The 13762-nt window shown below is 72.5% G+C and carries 16 protein-coding genes; 5 read left to right on the top strand and 11 right to left on the bottom strand.

Annotated features, from left to right (window positions below; genetic code table 11):
- The 4 genes from IPL61_06685 to IPL61_06670 form a co-directional block, all read right to left on the bottom strand.
- A partial coding sequence (locus tag IPL61_06685) for a hypothetical protein (GenBank protein ID MBK9031009.1) occupies positions 1 to 580 on the bottom strand: 580 nt, incomplete at its 3' end.
- A 132-nt stretch (positions 581 to 712) separates the two neighbouring features.
- A complete protein-coding gene (locus IPL61_06680) occupies positions 713 to 892 on the bottom strand; it encodes a hypothetical protein (protein MBK9031008.1) in 180 nt (59 codons plus the stop codon).
- A gap of 319 nt (positions 893 to 1211) precedes the next feature.
- Entirely contained in the window at positions 1212 to 1403 is a 192-nt protein-coding gene (locus IPL61_06675) for a hypothetical protein (GenBank protein MBK9031007.1), read from the bottom strand.
- 91 nt (positions 1404 to 1494) lie between these two features.
- A complete protein-coding gene (locus tag IPL61_06670; protein MBK9031006.1) occupies positions 1495 to 3018 on the bottom strand; it encodes a hypothetical protein in 1524 nt (507 codons plus the stop codon).
- A gap of 429 nt (positions 3019 to 3447) precedes the next feature.
- Here IPL61_06670 and IPL61_06665 point away from each other — a divergent pair, with 429 nt between their 5' ends.
- The 3 genes from IPL61_06665 to IPL61_06655 all read left to right on the top strand — a co-directional run bounded on the left by IPL61_06665 (position 3448) and on the right by IPL61_06655 (position 5162).
- Complete coding sequence (locus IPL61_06665) at positions 3448 to 3648, top strand: hypothetical protein (GenBank protein ID MBK9031005.1); 201 nt, start codon at positions 3448 to 3450, stop codon at positions 3646 to 3648.
- A 203-nt stretch (positions 3649 to 3851) separates the two neighbouring features.
- On the top strand, positions 3852 to 4076 hold the full coding sequence (locus IPL61_06660; protein ID MBK9031004.1) for a hypothetical protein: 225 nt from the start codon (positions 3852 to 3854) through the stop codon (positions 4074 to 4076).
- 732 nt (positions 4077 to 4808) lie between these two features.
- A complete protein-coding gene (locus tag IPL61_06655) occupies positions 4809 to 5162 on the top strand; it encodes a hypothetical protein (protein ID MBK9031003.1) in 354 nt (117 codons plus the stop codon).
- A 170-nt stretch (positions 5163 to 5332) separates the two neighbouring features.
- Here the strand turns inward: IPL61_06655 and IPL61_06650 are convergent, their stop codons facing one another.
- The 3 genes from IPL61_06650 to IPL61_06640 form a co-directional block, all read right to left on the bottom strand.
- The gene (locus tag IPL61_06650; GenBank protein MBK9031002.1) at positions 5333 to 5755 is read right to left on the bottom strand and encodes a hypothetical protein; all 423 of its coding nucleotides are present in this window, start codon (positions 5753 to 5755) and stop codon (positions 5333 to 5335) included.
- Between the two features lie 80 nt (positions 5756 to 5835).
- A complete protein-coding gene (locus IPL61_06645) occupies positions 5836 to 6411 on the bottom strand; it encodes a hypothetical protein (GenBank protein MBK9031001.1) in 576 nt (191 codons plus the stop codon).
- 47 nt (positions 6412 to 6458) lie between these two features.
- The gene (locus IPL61_06640; protein ID MBK9031000.1) at positions 6459 to 6809 is read right to left on the bottom strand and encodes an FKBP-type peptidyl-prolyl cis-trans isomerase; all 351 of its coding nucleotides are present in this window, start codon (positions 6807 to 6809) and stop codon (positions 6459 to 6461) included.
- Positions 6810 to 7385: 576 nt separating this feature from the next.
- Here IPL61_06640 and IPL61_06635 point away from each other — a divergent pair.
- Positions 7386 to 8489, top strand: a complete 1104-nt coding sequence (locus IPL61_06635) for a choice-of-anchor L domain-containing protein (protein MBK9030999.1) — start codon at positions 7386 to 7388, stop codon at positions 8487 to 8489.
- A gap of 258 nt (positions 8490 to 8747) precedes the next feature.
- Here IPL61_06635 and IPL61_06630 read toward each other — a convergent pair whose 3' ends face one another.
- Together IPL61_06630 and IPL61_06625 are read right to left on the bottom strand one after the other, a co-directional pair.
- Positions 8748 to 9122 carry a type II toxin-antitoxin system VapC family toxin gene (locus tag IPL61_06630; protein MBK9030998.1) on the bottom strand — a complete coding sequence of 125 codons (375 nt, stop codon included), beginning with the start codon at positions 9120 to 9122 and terminating at the stop codon, positions 8748 to 8750.
- The gene (locus tag IPL61_06625) at positions 9119 to 9352 is read right to left on the bottom strand and encodes a type II toxin-antitoxin system prevent-host-death family antitoxin (GenBank protein ID MBK9030997.1); all 234 of its coding nucleotides are present in this window, start codon (positions 9350 to 9352) and stop codon (positions 9119 to 9121) included. The genes IPL61_06630 and IPL61_06625 overlap by 4 nt, the downstream gene beginning before the upstream one ends.
- 497 nt (positions 9353 to 9849) lie before the next feature.
- Here IPL61_06625 and IPL61_06620 point away from each other — a divergent pair, with 497 nt between their 5' ends.
- Positions 9850 to 10596 carry a hypothetical protein gene (locus IPL61_06620; protein MBK9030996.1) on the top strand — a complete coding sequence of 249 codons (747 nt, stop codon included), beginning with the start codon at positions 9850 to 9852 and terminating at the stop codon, positions 10594 to 10596.
- A gap of 67 nt (positions 10597 to 10663) precedes the next feature.
- On the opposite strand, the gene IPL61_06615 is transcribed toward IPL61_06620, so the two are convergent.
- Positions 10664 to 11548, bottom strand: a complete 885-nt coding sequence (locus tag IPL61_06615; GenBank protein ID MBK9030995.1) for a ribose-phosphate pyrophosphokinase — start codon at positions 11546 to 11548, stop codon at positions 10664 to 10666.
- Positions 11545 to 13347 carry an AarF/ABC1/UbiB kinase family protein gene (locus tag IPL61_06610; protein MBK9030994.1) on the bottom strand — a complete coding sequence of 601 codons (1803 nt, stop codon included), beginning with the start codon at positions 13345 to 13347 and terminating at the stop codon, positions 11545 to 11547. Before IPL61_06610 ends, IPL61_06615 begins: the two co-directional genes overlap by 4 nt.
- Positions 13348 to 13762 lie beyond the last annotated feature (415 nt).

Raw genomic sequence — 13762 nt, 5'->3', positions numbered from 1 at the left:
CAGCGCGAACGCGCCGCACAGCGCCACGCACGACAGCGCCGCGGTCGGGATCCGGCGCCGGCCCAGCACGCGGTCCGCGACGATGCCGAGCGGGATCACGAACGGGATGCCGCCGGCGTCGAACGCGATCGACACGTACCCGGCCTTCTCGCTCGAGTAGTGGTGGCCCCGGCCAGGTAGAACGGCAGCCAGTACAGGAACGCGTATCGCACGCGGAAGGCTTCAGGCAAGTAGTTGGCGCCCATGAACCAGATCCGGGACGTGCGCAGCACCTCGGCCCGGGCCGCGCGCCGCAGCACCGCCAGCTCCTCACGGTGCGCGTGGCCCCCGCCATCGGCGGCAGCTCGAAATCGGCGAAGCCGACGTCGCTCGGGCGATCGCGCACCAGCAAAGAGGAACACCGCGCCGCCGACCACCGCGACCCACAAAGCGCCGGGCCGAAGAACGTCCAGCGCCAGCCGAACCGGACCAGGAACTGGATCGCGACCAGCTTGGCGGCCACGCCGCCGGCCTGGTAGCAGGTCGACCACACGCCCATCATCTCGCCGCGGCGGCGGGTGTCGAACCACGACGCCAGCAGCTTGCCGTTGCCGGGGCCAGCCGGTGGCCTGGACGAAGCCGTTGAGGCCCCAGATCGGGATCAGCACGCCGAGCAGGCTCTGGGTGCCGAACGCGACCGACAGCGCCGCCGACGTCAGCATGCCCAGCGCGATCAGCCGGCGCGGCCCCCAGCACCACCGACGACGCCGTGGACGAACTGCCCGAGGTACATCCCCAGGCTGGCGGTGTCGATCCAGCCGAGCTCGACCTTGTCGAACCCGAACTCTCGGCTGATGTCCTCTTGGCGACCGAGAAGTTCCGCGTGAAGTAGTACGAGAAGTACGACAGCCACGAGATCGCGAAGATGCGGGAGCGCCAGGACGCGGGTGCTTCCGGGGCGGCGCCCGGCGGGGTGGCGGTCATCGCGGGCACGTTACCAGGCGCCCGTGCCGGGACGGTGTCAGGGCACCGTCGGCGTGCCGGTGGCCGCGGTCGAGGTCAGGAACGCCTCCCCAGTCGGCCAGCGCCGCGGCGCTCTCCGTCGTGACGAAGTGCCCGTCGGCGGCGCCGGCGAGGTCGTACTGGAACACCGCCCCCGAACCGCGTCGGCCCGTCGCCGGCGACCCGGTTCGGCGTGATCGGACGCGCGTCGGTCGCCAGGGCGATCGGCGTCACCACCGGCGCCGCGACCTGCAGCCCGCGGCGTGGGCGGTCGCGGTCAGCGTGGCCTCGGGCGAGTAGCTGTCGCCCTTGCCCACGACATCCACGTGCTTCGACGCGACGCCCGGCGGCGGGCGCCGGATCAGCATCGACGCGTAGTTCACCGGGTCGATCTTGTCGAAGAACAGCTGCCAGATCGTCATCACCGGTGACCGCCGCCGAGCGGCTCGCCCAGCAGGAACTCGAGGCCGGCGCGCGCGTCGACCGGCTGCTTCTTGCCGAGGATGCCCTCGATCAGCACCGAGCCGGCGCCCGGAGAAGATCGCCGCCGGGGCGCGGTCGCTGACCGCGAGCGCCGGGATGCCGACGTTGTTGCCCCGCGAGTGGCCGAAGAAGTACGTGCGCGCCGGGTCGAGCTGGAACGGGCCCACCATCGGCGCGGTCAGCCCGGTCACGTCGCCGAGGCGCAGCGCGGTCATGACGTCGACCGCACCCTGCAGGTGGTTGTCGCGCGCCGCCCGCGGGTTGACGATGTTGAACATCAGGCTGTCGGGGGGCCAGGCGCTCGGCGATGCCGTTGCCGATGGCCGAGCGGTAGTTGCCGCCGGTGCCGTGGGCGACCACGACCGGCCAGCCGCCGCTCGGCATCATGCCCTTGGGGATCGTCATCGCGAAGCACACCGGCAGCTCGCCCTGGACCATCGGCGCGCCGGCGCCGTCGACCGCGATCGCGCCGCCGTCGACCGGGCGCTCGTAGGGCAGGTGCCGGCCTGGTAGTTCGGCACCGCCAGCGCCGACCCTGGGCTCCCAGAAGCCGCCGCTCGAGGTCGCCGCAGGCGCGGGTGGGATCGTCGGCGGGCGCGCGCGGCGACGGGGTCGCGCCGTCGCACAGCGTGAGATCGGTGACGGCGGGGCCGCGCGCGCGGCCACCTGCGCGGCGAGCGCGCGGGCCTGGGCGCTGGCGTCGGCCACCGTGAACATCGCGACGGTCGCGACCGTGTCGGCCGCGCGGCTGTCGGCCGCGAGGTACGCGCGGAACTTCGCGTACTGGTCCCAGGCCCGCATCAGGTCGGGATCGGTCGGCGGCGTCGCCGCGAGCATCGCGATCAGATCCGCGTCCTGGGTCGGCACCGCCCCGGTGGCGGAGCGGGCCGCGGTCGAGATCCAGGCCGCGTAGGTGTGGCCGGGCTCGAGCGCGTCGGTGGTGCGGTTGCCGAGCGTGAAGCGGTTCTGGCACGCGAACTTGCCGCGGCCGGTCGTAGCCGAACTCGCGGCCGCGGTTGGCGCGAAGCCCGGCGCGCCGGGCGTGGTGATGTCGACCAGGAACACCGCGGCGCCGTCGGCGACCGTGCTGAAGTCGAGCGGCGACGAGAACCGGAACGACGCCACCGAGATCGACGCGAACCCGGCGAAGTCGGCCTCGGCCGCGTCGGCGTAGAGAGCGACCAGATCGACCCCGAGGGCGGTCTGGCCCGGGCGCGGGAAGTCGGACAGGTCGAGCGTGCCGTCGGCCTTGATCCGCGCGTCGTTGGGGAACGGCAGCCGGTAGAAGTCCGCCAGGCGCCGGCTCGGGCGCGGGATCTCGAAGTAGCCGCGGAACGGGCTCTCGTCGGCGCCGCAGGTGATGCCGGGGAACGGCGGGAACGCCTCGCTGGCGCGATCGCACATCCCGCCGGCGGTGCAGGCCAGCCCAGCGAGGCAGTCGGCGCCGCTGGCGCAGCTCGCGCCGACGTCGCCGGCGCCCGCCATCTGGCAGGTGCCGCCGAGCCCGTCGAGCTCGCACCGGAGCTCGCTCCGGCAGTCGGCGCCCGGGCGCACGCGCTGCCGACGGTGCCGCCACCGGCCGGGCGCAGACCCCGTTGAGGGCGCACTGCAGGCCGGTCGCGCAGTCACGGCTGGCCGAGCAGCTGCCGCCGATGCCGACGGTGCCGGGGTTGATGCAGACGTCGGCGGCGCACGAGGCCGGCGCCGCACTCGTCGGCGGCCTGGCACGCCGAGCCGGCGCCGCCGTCGGGGCCGGTCTTGCCGCTGTCGTCGCTGTTGAACAGGAAGCAGCCGCCGAGGCGACGGTCGCGAGCGCAAGGACAGCAAGAGATCGCACGTGGGCCCCCATTGCGACCACGATACACGATGCGGCGGCGACCCGGCGCGGCGTCGCTGGTGGGGCCATGTGGGCACGCCGACCCGGTCACACTGGCGCCCCGCCGCGGTTGCATCGCCCCGGCGACCGAGCAATAACGCCGGCCCGTGCTCGACTCCATCGCCCACTGGATGCAGAACTTCATCGCCGACGTCGGCTACCCGGGCCTGTTCCTGCTGATCGTGCTCGAGAGCACGATGGTGCCGGTGCCGTCGCTGCTGGTGATGCCGTTCGCGGGCTACATGGCCAGCCAGGCAAGGCTTCTCCCTGCCGGCGATCCTCGCGGTCAACTCCGGCCGCCGCCATGACGGGGTCGCTGATCCTGACTGGATCGGCGCGGCCGGCGGCAAAGCCGCTGCTGCTCAAGTGGGGCAAAATGCGTGTTCGTCCGCCCCGCGGACATCGAGAAGACCGAGCAGTTCTTCGCCCGCCACGGGGCCTGGACCGTGCTCATCGCCCGGTTCCTGCCGGTGGTCCGCCACCTGATCTCGATCCCGCGGGCATCGCCCGGATGCGCCTGTCGCTGTTCATGTTCCAGACGTTCCTCGGCTCGACCTTGTGGGGCGGGGGCCTGATGGTGCTCGGGTACCAGATCGGCGCGAACTGGGAGTCGGTGGCCAAGAAGGCCAAGCGGGTCGACCTGGTGATCGCGGCCCTGGTCGTGCTGATCCTCGTCGCCGCCGCCGTCCGGTTCTTGCTCAAGCGCCGGGAGGCGGCCGGCGGGGCCGCGTCGTGACCCAGATGGCGACGGTCGCGGCCGGTGGCGGTCATGTCCTCTCGGCAGCGCCGCATATCGGTGGTAGCTTGACCCCGATGTTGCAGTCGGCCGAAGTCGTCGCGGTCCATCTCCTGGACCGCCACGAGGTCGAGGTGGTCGATCAGGCGCTGCGCGTGGTCGCGGCCCGGGCCCCCGCGGACGCCCAGATCCTGCGCGACCTCATCGATCAGCTGCGCCAGACCAACGCGCTGCTCGAGAGCTCGCGGCCGCTGCGCGCGCCGACCTCGATGGGCGGCGAGGCCCGCGACGAGTCGACCCTGATCGAGCACCTGACCACGCTCGACGGCCTCTCGGGCGAGCTGATGATGCCGCTCAAGGCGACGCTGTCGCGCACGGCGCTCTTGACCAAGATCAACTTCCTGCGCGCCTTCATCAAGGCCACGGCGGCGGCGAACAGCTCGTCCGACGGCGCCGTCGACGAGGCCCGGCTGATCCACGATCTCAACGAGGAGCTGGCGCAGTCGATCTACACGCTGCTGTGCGAGGACCTGTTCCTCGCGCTCCTGCGCAAGCCCGACCTCAGCGACATCTGCAAGCGCCGCTGCGCGGATCAGCTCATCTCGATCTGGGGACGACTCGACGCTCGAGATCGACGACTTCGCGCCCATCCTCGAGTCGGCGTGGCACGCGCGCAACCGGATCACGAGCGACTTCGGCTGCCTGGTCGGCGCGACCGAGACCTTCCGGCTGGTGTGCGAGGACTGCTCACCCGAGGTCCTCGAGTTCTTCGCGCGCGACGGCATGTCGGTGCCCGAGACCGCGGCGTTCGAGGAGTTCCTGTTCAACATGACCTGGGAAGAGCTGGGCACGCTGCGGAGCCGCATGCGCGAGGAGGGCAAGACCGCCGTCAGCGCCGCGTGGGCCTCGAGGGTGCTGGGGCGACACATCGACGAGCTCGAGCACTCGCGCGAGATCGACCCGATGGCGCTGTACCGCTCGTACAACCGGCGCCAGCTCGCCGCGGACTTCCGCCAGATGTCGGGCGCCCCCGGCCCCCGCCGCACCGCCGAGGGATACCTCATGGTGCACCTGCTCGAGCAGTAGCGCCGGCTCCGCCGCCGGTTCTGACGCTGCGTCCGGTCCCGCTTCCGATTCCGGATGCGGCTTCCCGGATCCTCCGCGCTACGCGGTCGGCGGCGTTGGCGCCGCGGCGGGCTTGGCGTCCGCGGCGGGGGCTGCGGCGGCCGAGTCGGACGCGGCCAGGTGCTTCTCGATCAGGCGCGCCAGCTCGGGCACGGCCTCGACCACGTTCTTCTTGGCCGACGCGCGGTTCTTCTCGTAGAGTTCTTGACGGTGCCGTGCTCGCTCTTCTTGGCGCGGGCGTCGGTGACCAGCAGGAGGTCCTCGGCGACGTCGTCCGAGCGGGCGATCAGGAACTGCGCGAAGCCGCCGTCGGCGCCGGCCCACTTGTCGTGGTAGGGCTGCAGCTTGCCGAGCCACTCGTCGAGCATCGCGTTGACGACCGACGGCACGAAGCCGCGCTTGAAGGTCTTGACCGTCGCGTAGACGCCCTTGATGGCGATGCCCGAGAAGCCGCTCTTGGCCTTGACCTGGGCGTCGACGAGGCCACAGCAGTCCTCGATGACCTTCTCGCGGTGCGGCGCGACGCCGATACGTTCAACCAGGCTCTGAGTCATGCGGACGAGATCCTTTCGGGCGCGGACTGTAACCGCTTTGCGCGGCCGTGCTACCGGGGCGTCGACACAATCGCGCCTCGCTACTTGAGGGCGATCTGGAACTTGGCGCAGCGATCGACCATCTGCACGCGATCGGGCTCGGGCAGCTGCCCGGCGTACTGGTTGGCGGTGTCGCCGTCGCCCATGATGCACGACGACGACACCACGACCCGCAGCAGCCGCACGTTGCCGGGCGCGTCGCCGAGCAGCTTGACCGCGAGGGTGCGGGCGCCGTCGTAGTCGCCGCGGTCGTAGAGCTTGTTGGCCTCGAGCAGGTGATCCGCGGTCTCGACCGACATCGCCTGGTCGCTGGCGACCTTGTCGGCGGCAGGGTCCCCGTCGAGCTTGGCCAGCATCGGGCCCGCCGCGTCGCCGCGTTGCCACGGCGTGGGCAGCCTGGTGTTCCCGCCGGCGGGGCGGTCGGGGCGCTTGCCCCCGCCGGCCGACGTCGGCTCGCGCTCGATCGTCGGGCTGGGCCGCGCCGCGGCGCGCTTGGGTTCGGGGGCCGCCGCGGCCGGGGCCGTCGAGGGACCGGCGCGCAGCTCGATCAGCAGGTACAGCCCGCCGAGCGCGACGACCGCGCTTCCGACGGCGAGAGCGATCGAACCCGCGCGCATGTGGACCTCAAACTAGCACGGCCGGACGAGTCGCGCCCGCCGCCGCGTCAGCGGACCTCGAGCAGCTCGACCTCGAACAGGAGCGTCGCGCCGGGCGGGATCACGCCACCGGCGCCGCGGCTGCCGTAGCCCAGGTCCGGCGGGATGAGCAGGGTCCGGGCCCCGCCGACCTGCATCGACGCGACGCCCTCGTCCCAGCCCTTGATGACGCGGCCGCGCCCGATCGGGAACGAGAACGGCTGCGCGCGATCGTGCGAGCTGTCGAACTTGGCGCCCTTGGCGCCGTTGACCCAGAGCCAGCCGGTGTAGTGCATCACGCACGTCTGGCCGCCGGTCGGCGAGGCGCCGGTGCCGGCGCGGGTGTCTTCGTACTGGAGGCCCGTGGGGGTCGTGGTCATCGCCATAGGTCTCGGAGCTTGGCACTGGCGGGCGCCGGTGGGCCACCGCCGCGGCCCACAACTGGCCGACCGATCGCACCGAGGTTGCGGTCCCCCGGGATTCTGCGCTTGTGCCGGTTGGCGATCCGTTGGAGAGTCGCCGGATCATTCGCCTGATTCGCGAAGGAGTCCTCATGCGCTGGATCGTGTCCGCTTTCGCCGTCGTCCTGTTCGCCGCCTGTGGCCCCGGCTCGCCTGCTGGCAACGCCGACTGCCCCGGCGCCGACCTGGACAACGACCCGCTCAACTGCGGCGAGTGCGGCACCACCTGCGCGGGCACCGAGACCTGCCAGCGCGGCACCTGCTCGAGTGACTGCTCGCCCGGCCAGACCATGCCCTGCTACGACGGCGTCCCGGCGACCGAGGGCGTCGGGCCGTGCCGCGGCGGCACCCGGAGCTGCCTGCCGAACCACCAGTGGAGCCTGTGCCAGGGCCAGGTGCTGCCGACCGAGGAGGTGTGCGGCAACGGCATCGACGAGGACTGCACCGGCCAGCCCGACGAGAACGTCGATCTCGACGGCGACGGCTTCACGACCTGTGACGGCGACTGCTGCGACGACGGAGTCCGGCTGCACCCGCCCCGAGCTCGTCAACCCGGGCGCGTTCGACGCCGCCGGCAACGACGTCGACGACGACTGCGACGGCAACATCGACAACACCGTGAGCGTGTGTGACATGGGCCTGCCGTCGAACTCGCTCGACGCGGTCGACTACGCGCGCGCGATCGACCTGTGCACCAGCGCGACCGAGGCCTCGCGCCGCTGGGGTGTCATCAGCGCGACCCTGTCGCTGGCGAACGGCGCGGGCACGCCCAACGCCGTCGGCCACTCGATCCGCCCCAACTTCGGCCCGGGCACGCTGCCCCAGGGCGGCGGCCTGGGCATGGCGCTCCTGTCGAGCGGCGCCGCGGCCGCGGTCGGGCAGAGCAGCCCGGCCCACGTCGACTTCGAGCTGTCGTCGAACCACCTGACCTCGGCGCCGTTCCCGGCCGACTGGCTGGCCGCCAACGGCGGCATGTTGCCCAACGCGCCGGGCTGCCCGGCGGTCAACGCGCTGTCGATGGCCGAGGACTCGGTCATGTTGACGCTGCGGATCCGCGTGCCGTCGAACGCCAAGTCGTTCTCGTTCGCGTCCAACTTCTTCTCGGCGGAGTTCCCCGAGTACGTGTGCAGCCCGTACAACGACTTCTTCGTCGCGCTGCTCGACTCGACCTGGGCCGGCGTGCCCGCCAACCCGACCGACAAGAACCTGGCGTTCTACCGCCAGCCGTCGACCATGCAGATCTATCCGGTCGGCGTGAACCTCGGCTACGGCGACACCGGCCTGTTCACCCAGTGCGTCAACGGCAGCACCGGCTGCGCGTTCGCCTCGACGCCCGGCACGATCAACACCTGCGCCGGGACCGGCCAGCTCGCGGGCACCGGCCTCGACTCGGCGTCGCCCGGCGACTGCGACGGCAACAGCCTCCAGGGCGGCGCCACCGGCTGGCTGCAGACCAGCGGCAACGTCGTCGGCGGCGAGATCATCACGCTGCGCCTGGCGATCTGGGACACCAGCGACCACGTCCTCGACTCGCTGGTCGCGCTCGACAACTTCCAGTGGTCGGTCGACGTCACCGACCCCGGCACGATCCCGGACTGAGCGGGACGCGCGCGAGGCGCCTTCGCTGAGCTCCTCCGACATGCGCCGGGGTCTCCTGAGACGGCCCAGATCGTTCGGCGCGGGTTCGAGTTGTCCTCGGATGCCTCGACGGGGGCGCCAGACTGGCGGCAGGCAAGAACGGTTTTCGGAGGGCCGCCTCCCGGGCAGGTGATCGGAGGCTGCGCCGAACGCGTGCGGTCATCGCGTGCGCACGCCGGGCGGCATGGGCATGGCGCGCCCGTCGAGCGGCGGCGACGGTCACCAGACGATCTGGATCGGATAGCGGGCGACCAGCGGATCGCAGCTGACGAGCGGGATCCCGTCTTCGAGCGCCTGGGCCACCAGCATGCGGTCGAACGGATCGCGGTGGTGCGGTGGCAGGGCGGCGACGCGGAGGGCGTCGGCGAACGTGATCATGCGCTTGCCAAAGCCGGCCGCGTCGATCGCCGCCTCGAGGTCGTCGGGGGTGTCGAGGCGGCCGAGCCCGCGCTTGATCCCGATCTCCCAGCCCGAGGCGGCGCTGGCGAGCACGGTGTTCTTGCCATCGACGATCGCGGCGCGGGCGGTCGGCGACAGCCGCGGGCTGTCCTCGAGCGCCCAGATCAGCGCGTGGGTATCGAGCAGCAGGATCACGCGCCGGTCCAGGCCGCGAGCTCGTCGTCGGGCAGCGGGGCGTCGAAGTCGTCGGCCATCCGGACCTGGCCGCGCCACCGACCCAGCACGCGCGGGGACGACGGACGCAGCGGCACCAGGCGGGCCACCGGGGTCCCGGCTCGCGCCAGCACGATCTCCTCGCCGCGCTCGACCTGCTCGACGAGCTGCGACAGGGTCGACTTGGCCTCGTGCATGTTCACGATCTTCACGAAGTGAGTCTAGCTAACCTAGCTAAGCAGTCAAGCTCGTTGGATAGAGCCAGGGGACGGCGTCAACTCCTGGGTCGTCGAGATCACAGCCCGGTCGGAGCGCGCTGCGCGCGTTCGACGCTGGGCCGCCCTCGCGACGCCTCCGGACCGGACGCCTCCGGACCGGGGGGGGCAGGAACCTTCCGGGCCGGACCGGGCGGGGCAGCGACATCGCGCCAGCCCATGAGCAAGCGGCCTGCCAGCGCCATCCCCGCGATCTGACTGCGACCACTGTCCGGCCGCGTCCGGTGCTCGGCCATCTGTCCGAAAACCGGACGAAGATCGGACGACGCCGAGTGGGCCCGGCTGCGCGGAGCTCGGCGCTCGACAGCATGAGTCGCCACGTCCGTCCGGGCGACCTCGCCGGGCTCGGCATCGCGCGCGCGGCGCTCGGGTGCGGTGGGGCATCGTCAGGACGCCGCGGGGCGTCGCGGGGCGCCGCGGCGTACACTGCCGGGATGCGATGGCGCGCGGGCGAGCTGATCCTGGCGCGGCGCGACGAGTCGTTCGCGCTGATCGAGCCGGGCGGCACGGTCGCGCGCTGGTTCCACGGGCGCACGTTCAGCGATGAGGACGACCTGTGGGTGACGCGCCACCTGGTCGTCGGCGACGCGCTGGTCGAGCGCACGACGATCGAGCACGGGGGCGACCCGGCGCGCGTGTACGAGGAGCACGTGGTCGTGGCCGACCTGCGCGTGGTCGCGGACGCGCAGGTCGACCGCGTGGTCGCGGCGGCGCTGGCCGCGGCCGACGTCGCCGCCGCCGCGCACGAGCGGGCGCGCGCGCGCGTGGCCGACGCGCGGGTCACGGCGATCGCGGGCGCCGAGGACGAGCTCGGGCTCGGCCCCGACCTCGCGCGGGCGCAGCGGGCGCTGTGCCATCGGATCCGGACCTGGAACGACGAGCGCGCGGCCCGGCTGCTGCGGACCTTGCTGGCGCTGGCGCGGGCCCGGCCTGGCCCGGCGGTGATCACCGCGTACGCCCGCGGCTGCTTGCTCGCGTGCTTCGAGTTCGGCGCGCCCGAGCTGATCGCGGCGGCGCCGACCGCGGGCCACGCCGCGCTGGCGGCGACGATCGCGGCCCACGCCGACGAGCTCGACCAGGCCGCGGACGTCCAGGAGCAGGCCGACGCCGGCCGCAACGCCGCCGCGCTGTGGAGCGCCGCCCGGGCGCTGCGCGCCGCGGTCGCGCTGATGGCGGGGTGACGACCGGCCCGGCGCGCGCGCGTCCATCGACGGCGCGTCCGTCCGCGCGTCCGCGCCGGCGCCGTCGTCAGTGCGCGAGCAGCGCCCGGACGCCGTCGGCCAGGAGCGGGCCGACCGCGATCCGGTTCGACGGGTGGGCGATCGTGTCGCAGGTGACGACGCGGGCGGCGCCGGCGGCGAGCAGATCGTCGTGGGCGCGATCGGCCATGACCGCGTGGACGCCGACGCACACCGCCTCGCGCGTGCCGAGCGCGCGCAGGTGGAGCAGCGTCTCGATCATCGTGCGCCCGGTCGAGATGATGTCGTCGATCACGACCGGCGTGCGGTCGCGGTGGCCGTCGAGGTCGGGCGTCGACACGCGCACGTCGCGGTCGCCGGTGCGGGTCTTCTCGAGCACCACGAACGGCGCGCCCAGCTCGCGGGCGACCGCGGCCACCCACTGCTCGCTCTCGGCGTCGGGGCCGATCAGCACCGGCGCGTCGACGTGGGCGCTGATCCACGCGGCGATCGCGGGCGCGGCGTGGACGACGTGGGTCGGGATGCGGTAGATCGCGTCGAGCGACGACCACCGGTGCAGGTGCGGGTCGACGGTGCACAGCCAGTCGAAGGCGTTCGACAGCAGCCGGGCGAAGTAGGCCGAGGTCAGGCCCTCGCCGGCGTGGAACCGGCTGTCCTGGCGCATGAACGACAGGTACGGCGCGACCAGGCCGACCCGGCGCGCGCCCAGGTCCTTCGCGGTCGCGGCCAGGAACAGCGTCGGCAGCAGCCGCTCGGCCGGGCGATCGAGGCCACCCACCACGACGACCTCGCGCCCGGCGACGTCGCCGTCGAGCCGCACGTAGCACTCGCCGTCGGGGAACTGCCGGACCAGGCTCGAGCACGCGGCCGCGTCGAGCGACAGCCGCAGGGCCTCGGCGGCGTCCTCGAACCCGGGGGCGGCGACGACGATCATGTCCGCTTCCGCCGCAAGAGCGCGCGCGAGGTCCACCACGACCACACCAGCATCACCCCGGCGATGCGCGCGGTCCACCAGCCCCAGTCGGCGCGCGCCAGCTCGCCGCGGCCCTCGAGCACCAGCGCGAACGCGGCGCCGGCGATGCCGACCGCGGCGAAGATGCCCTGGTGGCCGAGCCGGTACAGGAGCTGGCTCGAGGTGTCGAGGTTCGACACCCGCAGGCGCAGGTCGCCGGCGTGGGCCTGGCGCAGGAACCGGCGCAGCTCGCCGGGCAGCGACGCCACGCTCATCATGACGTCGCGGCTGGTGTCCATCAGCACGGCCGACCAGTCGCTGTCGCCGAGCACGAACCGCTCGAGGTACGGCCGGATCACCGCCATCGGGTTGAGCGTCGGGTCGAGCTCGGTGCACAGGCCGGTGAGCAGCAGCAGCGTACGCTCGAGGACGATCGCCTCCTTGGGCACGTGGAAGCTCTCGGACAGCTCGCGCAACGAGATGTCCATCTTGCGCAGGTCGGCCAGGCTCTCGAGGCTCTTCTCGAGCGTCTTCTCGGGGTCGACCTTCAGATCCTTCAGGTTGAGCGTGTCGAGCGAGATGCTCTCGCTGAAGCGATCGTGGAAGTACTCGATGACCTGCTCGAACACGCGGTCGTCGGCGCCGCGGGCCACGAAGCCCATCTGCCGCATCGCCCGGACGATCCGTGGGGTGTCGCGGGTCAGGCCGCCCTGGATCAGCTCGACGATGCCCTGCCGGAACTCGGGCGAGATCGTCGCGACCGCGCCGAAGTCCAGGAACACCAGCTCGGCGCCCTCGCCGTCGGCGCGCGGCCGGACGAGCAGGTTCCCGGGGTGCGGGTCGGCGTGGTAGGCGCCGTCGGTGAAGATCTGCTGGCAGTAGACCTCGACGACCTGCCGGGCCACGCCGCGGCGGTCGAGCCCCATCGCCTTGACGCCGGCGGCGTCGGAGATCTTGACGCCGGGCTCGAAGCGCGTGGTCAGCACGCGCGCGGTCGAGCGCTCGCGCACGACCTTGGGGAACGCCACGTCGGGGCGATCGGTGAAGTTGGCGGCGATGCGATCGCCGTTGTCGGCCTCGGCCCGGAAGTCGAGCTCGGCCAGCACGATCGCGCGGATCTCGCGGTAGACGTCGTCGAGGCCCTGGTACGGCACGAACCACTGCACGATCCGGAAGATCCGACGGAGCGTGCGCAGGTCGCCGCGCACGATCTCGTCGATGTCGGGGTACTGGACCTTGACCGCGACGTCCTCGCCCGAGTGCAGGCGCGCGCGGTGGACCTGGCCGATCGACGCCGACGCGATCGGCGTGCGGTCGAACGACGCGAAGACCGCGTCGGGCTCGCCGGCGAGCTCCTCGCGGATGCGCGCGGCGATGTCGGGGTAGGGCCGCGGCGGGACGTGGTCCTGCAGCCCCTCGAGCTGGCGCCGGAACTCCTCCGGCAAGAAGTTGGTCATGATCGAGATGACCTGTCCGACCTTGATGAACAGGCCCTGGAGCTCGCAGATGGTCCGCTCGATCCGTCGGGCGTTGCGCAGGTGCGCGGCGCGCAGGCGGCGATCGACCCACTCGTCGGAGCGCCACCGGGCCCAGAACCGCAGCCACAGGTAGCTGTGGATCACCCGGAACGTGGTCCAGTAGGCCTTGAGGAACCGGAGCGCCCGGCGCGGCGGGCGGCCCTCGCGCAGCGGCGCCCCGGGCGGACGCGCCGCCGCCACCGCCGGATAATCGCTCGAATCCTCGGCGGCGTCCGTGAGCGAGGTGCGCCGGGCCGCGTCCACGACGAGGGCAGCGTAACACGCGGCGTGCTTCGCGCGGGGTCGGGGGTCGGTACGCAGGGAGGGCATGGCCACCGACGAAGCGAGGATCCGACCGGGCCCACACGGCGACAAGGACGGGCTGTCGGAGTCGTTGCGGCAGCGCCTGTCGGACCTTCGTGCCCGACCTGGTGCGGCGGACCTTCACCCCGCCGGGATGGGCGCGGTGTTCTCGACCGAGGACAGCCTGCGGCGCCTAGGAGCAAGGAGCTCAACGTCCCGAGCGTGGCGGCCTACCTGGGCGACGCCGCCGACAAGCACCAAGGAGGAAGGTGCTCGAGGTCGTGGCGCGGCGGTGCGCGAGTTCCCGGACTTCTTACGTGAACCTGTCCGACGAGGATCGCCAAGATGCTGACGACCTTGTCGCTCGAGGTGAAGA

The organism is Myxococcales bacterium (assembly GCA_016717005.1).
GTDB lineage: Bacteria > Myxococcota_A > Polyangia > Haliangiales > Haliangiaceae > UBA2376.
Note: the sequence above shows the minus strand (reverse complement) of the source record. Positions and strands in the feature narration are given on the sequence as shown.

Excerpts from the sequence above, each read along its gene's own strand:
- IPL61_06675 (MBK9031007.1), bottom strand. The coding sequence starts at position 1,403 with ATGACGATCTGGCAGCTGTTCTTCGACAAGATCGACCCGGTGAACTAC.
- IPL61_06660 (MBK9031004.1), top strand. The coding sequence starts at position 3,852 with ATGCGCCTGTCGCTGTTCATGTTCCAGACGTTCCTCGGCTCGACCTTG.
- IPL61_06650 (MBK9031002.1), bottom strand. The coding sequence starts at position 5,755 with ATGACTCAGAGCCTGGTTGAACGTATCGGCGTCGCGCCGCACCGCGAG.
- IPL61_06645 (MBK9031001.1), bottom strand. The coding sequence starts at position 6,411 with ATGCGCGCGGGTTCGATCGCTCTCGCCGTCGGAAGCGCGGTCGTCGCG.
- IPL61_06640 (MBK9031000.1), bottom strand. The coding sequence starts at position 6,809 with ATGACCACGACCCCCACGGGCCTCCAGTACGAAGACACCCGCGCCGGC.
- IPL61_06620 (MBK9030996.1), top strand. The coding sequence starts at position 9,850 with ATGCGATGGCGCGCGGGCGAGCTGATCCTGGCGCGGCGCGACGAGTCG.
- IPL61_06615 (MBK9030995.1), bottom strand. The coding sequence starts at position 11,548 with ATGATCGTCGTCGCCGCCCCCGGGTTCGAGGACGCCGCCGAGGCCCTG.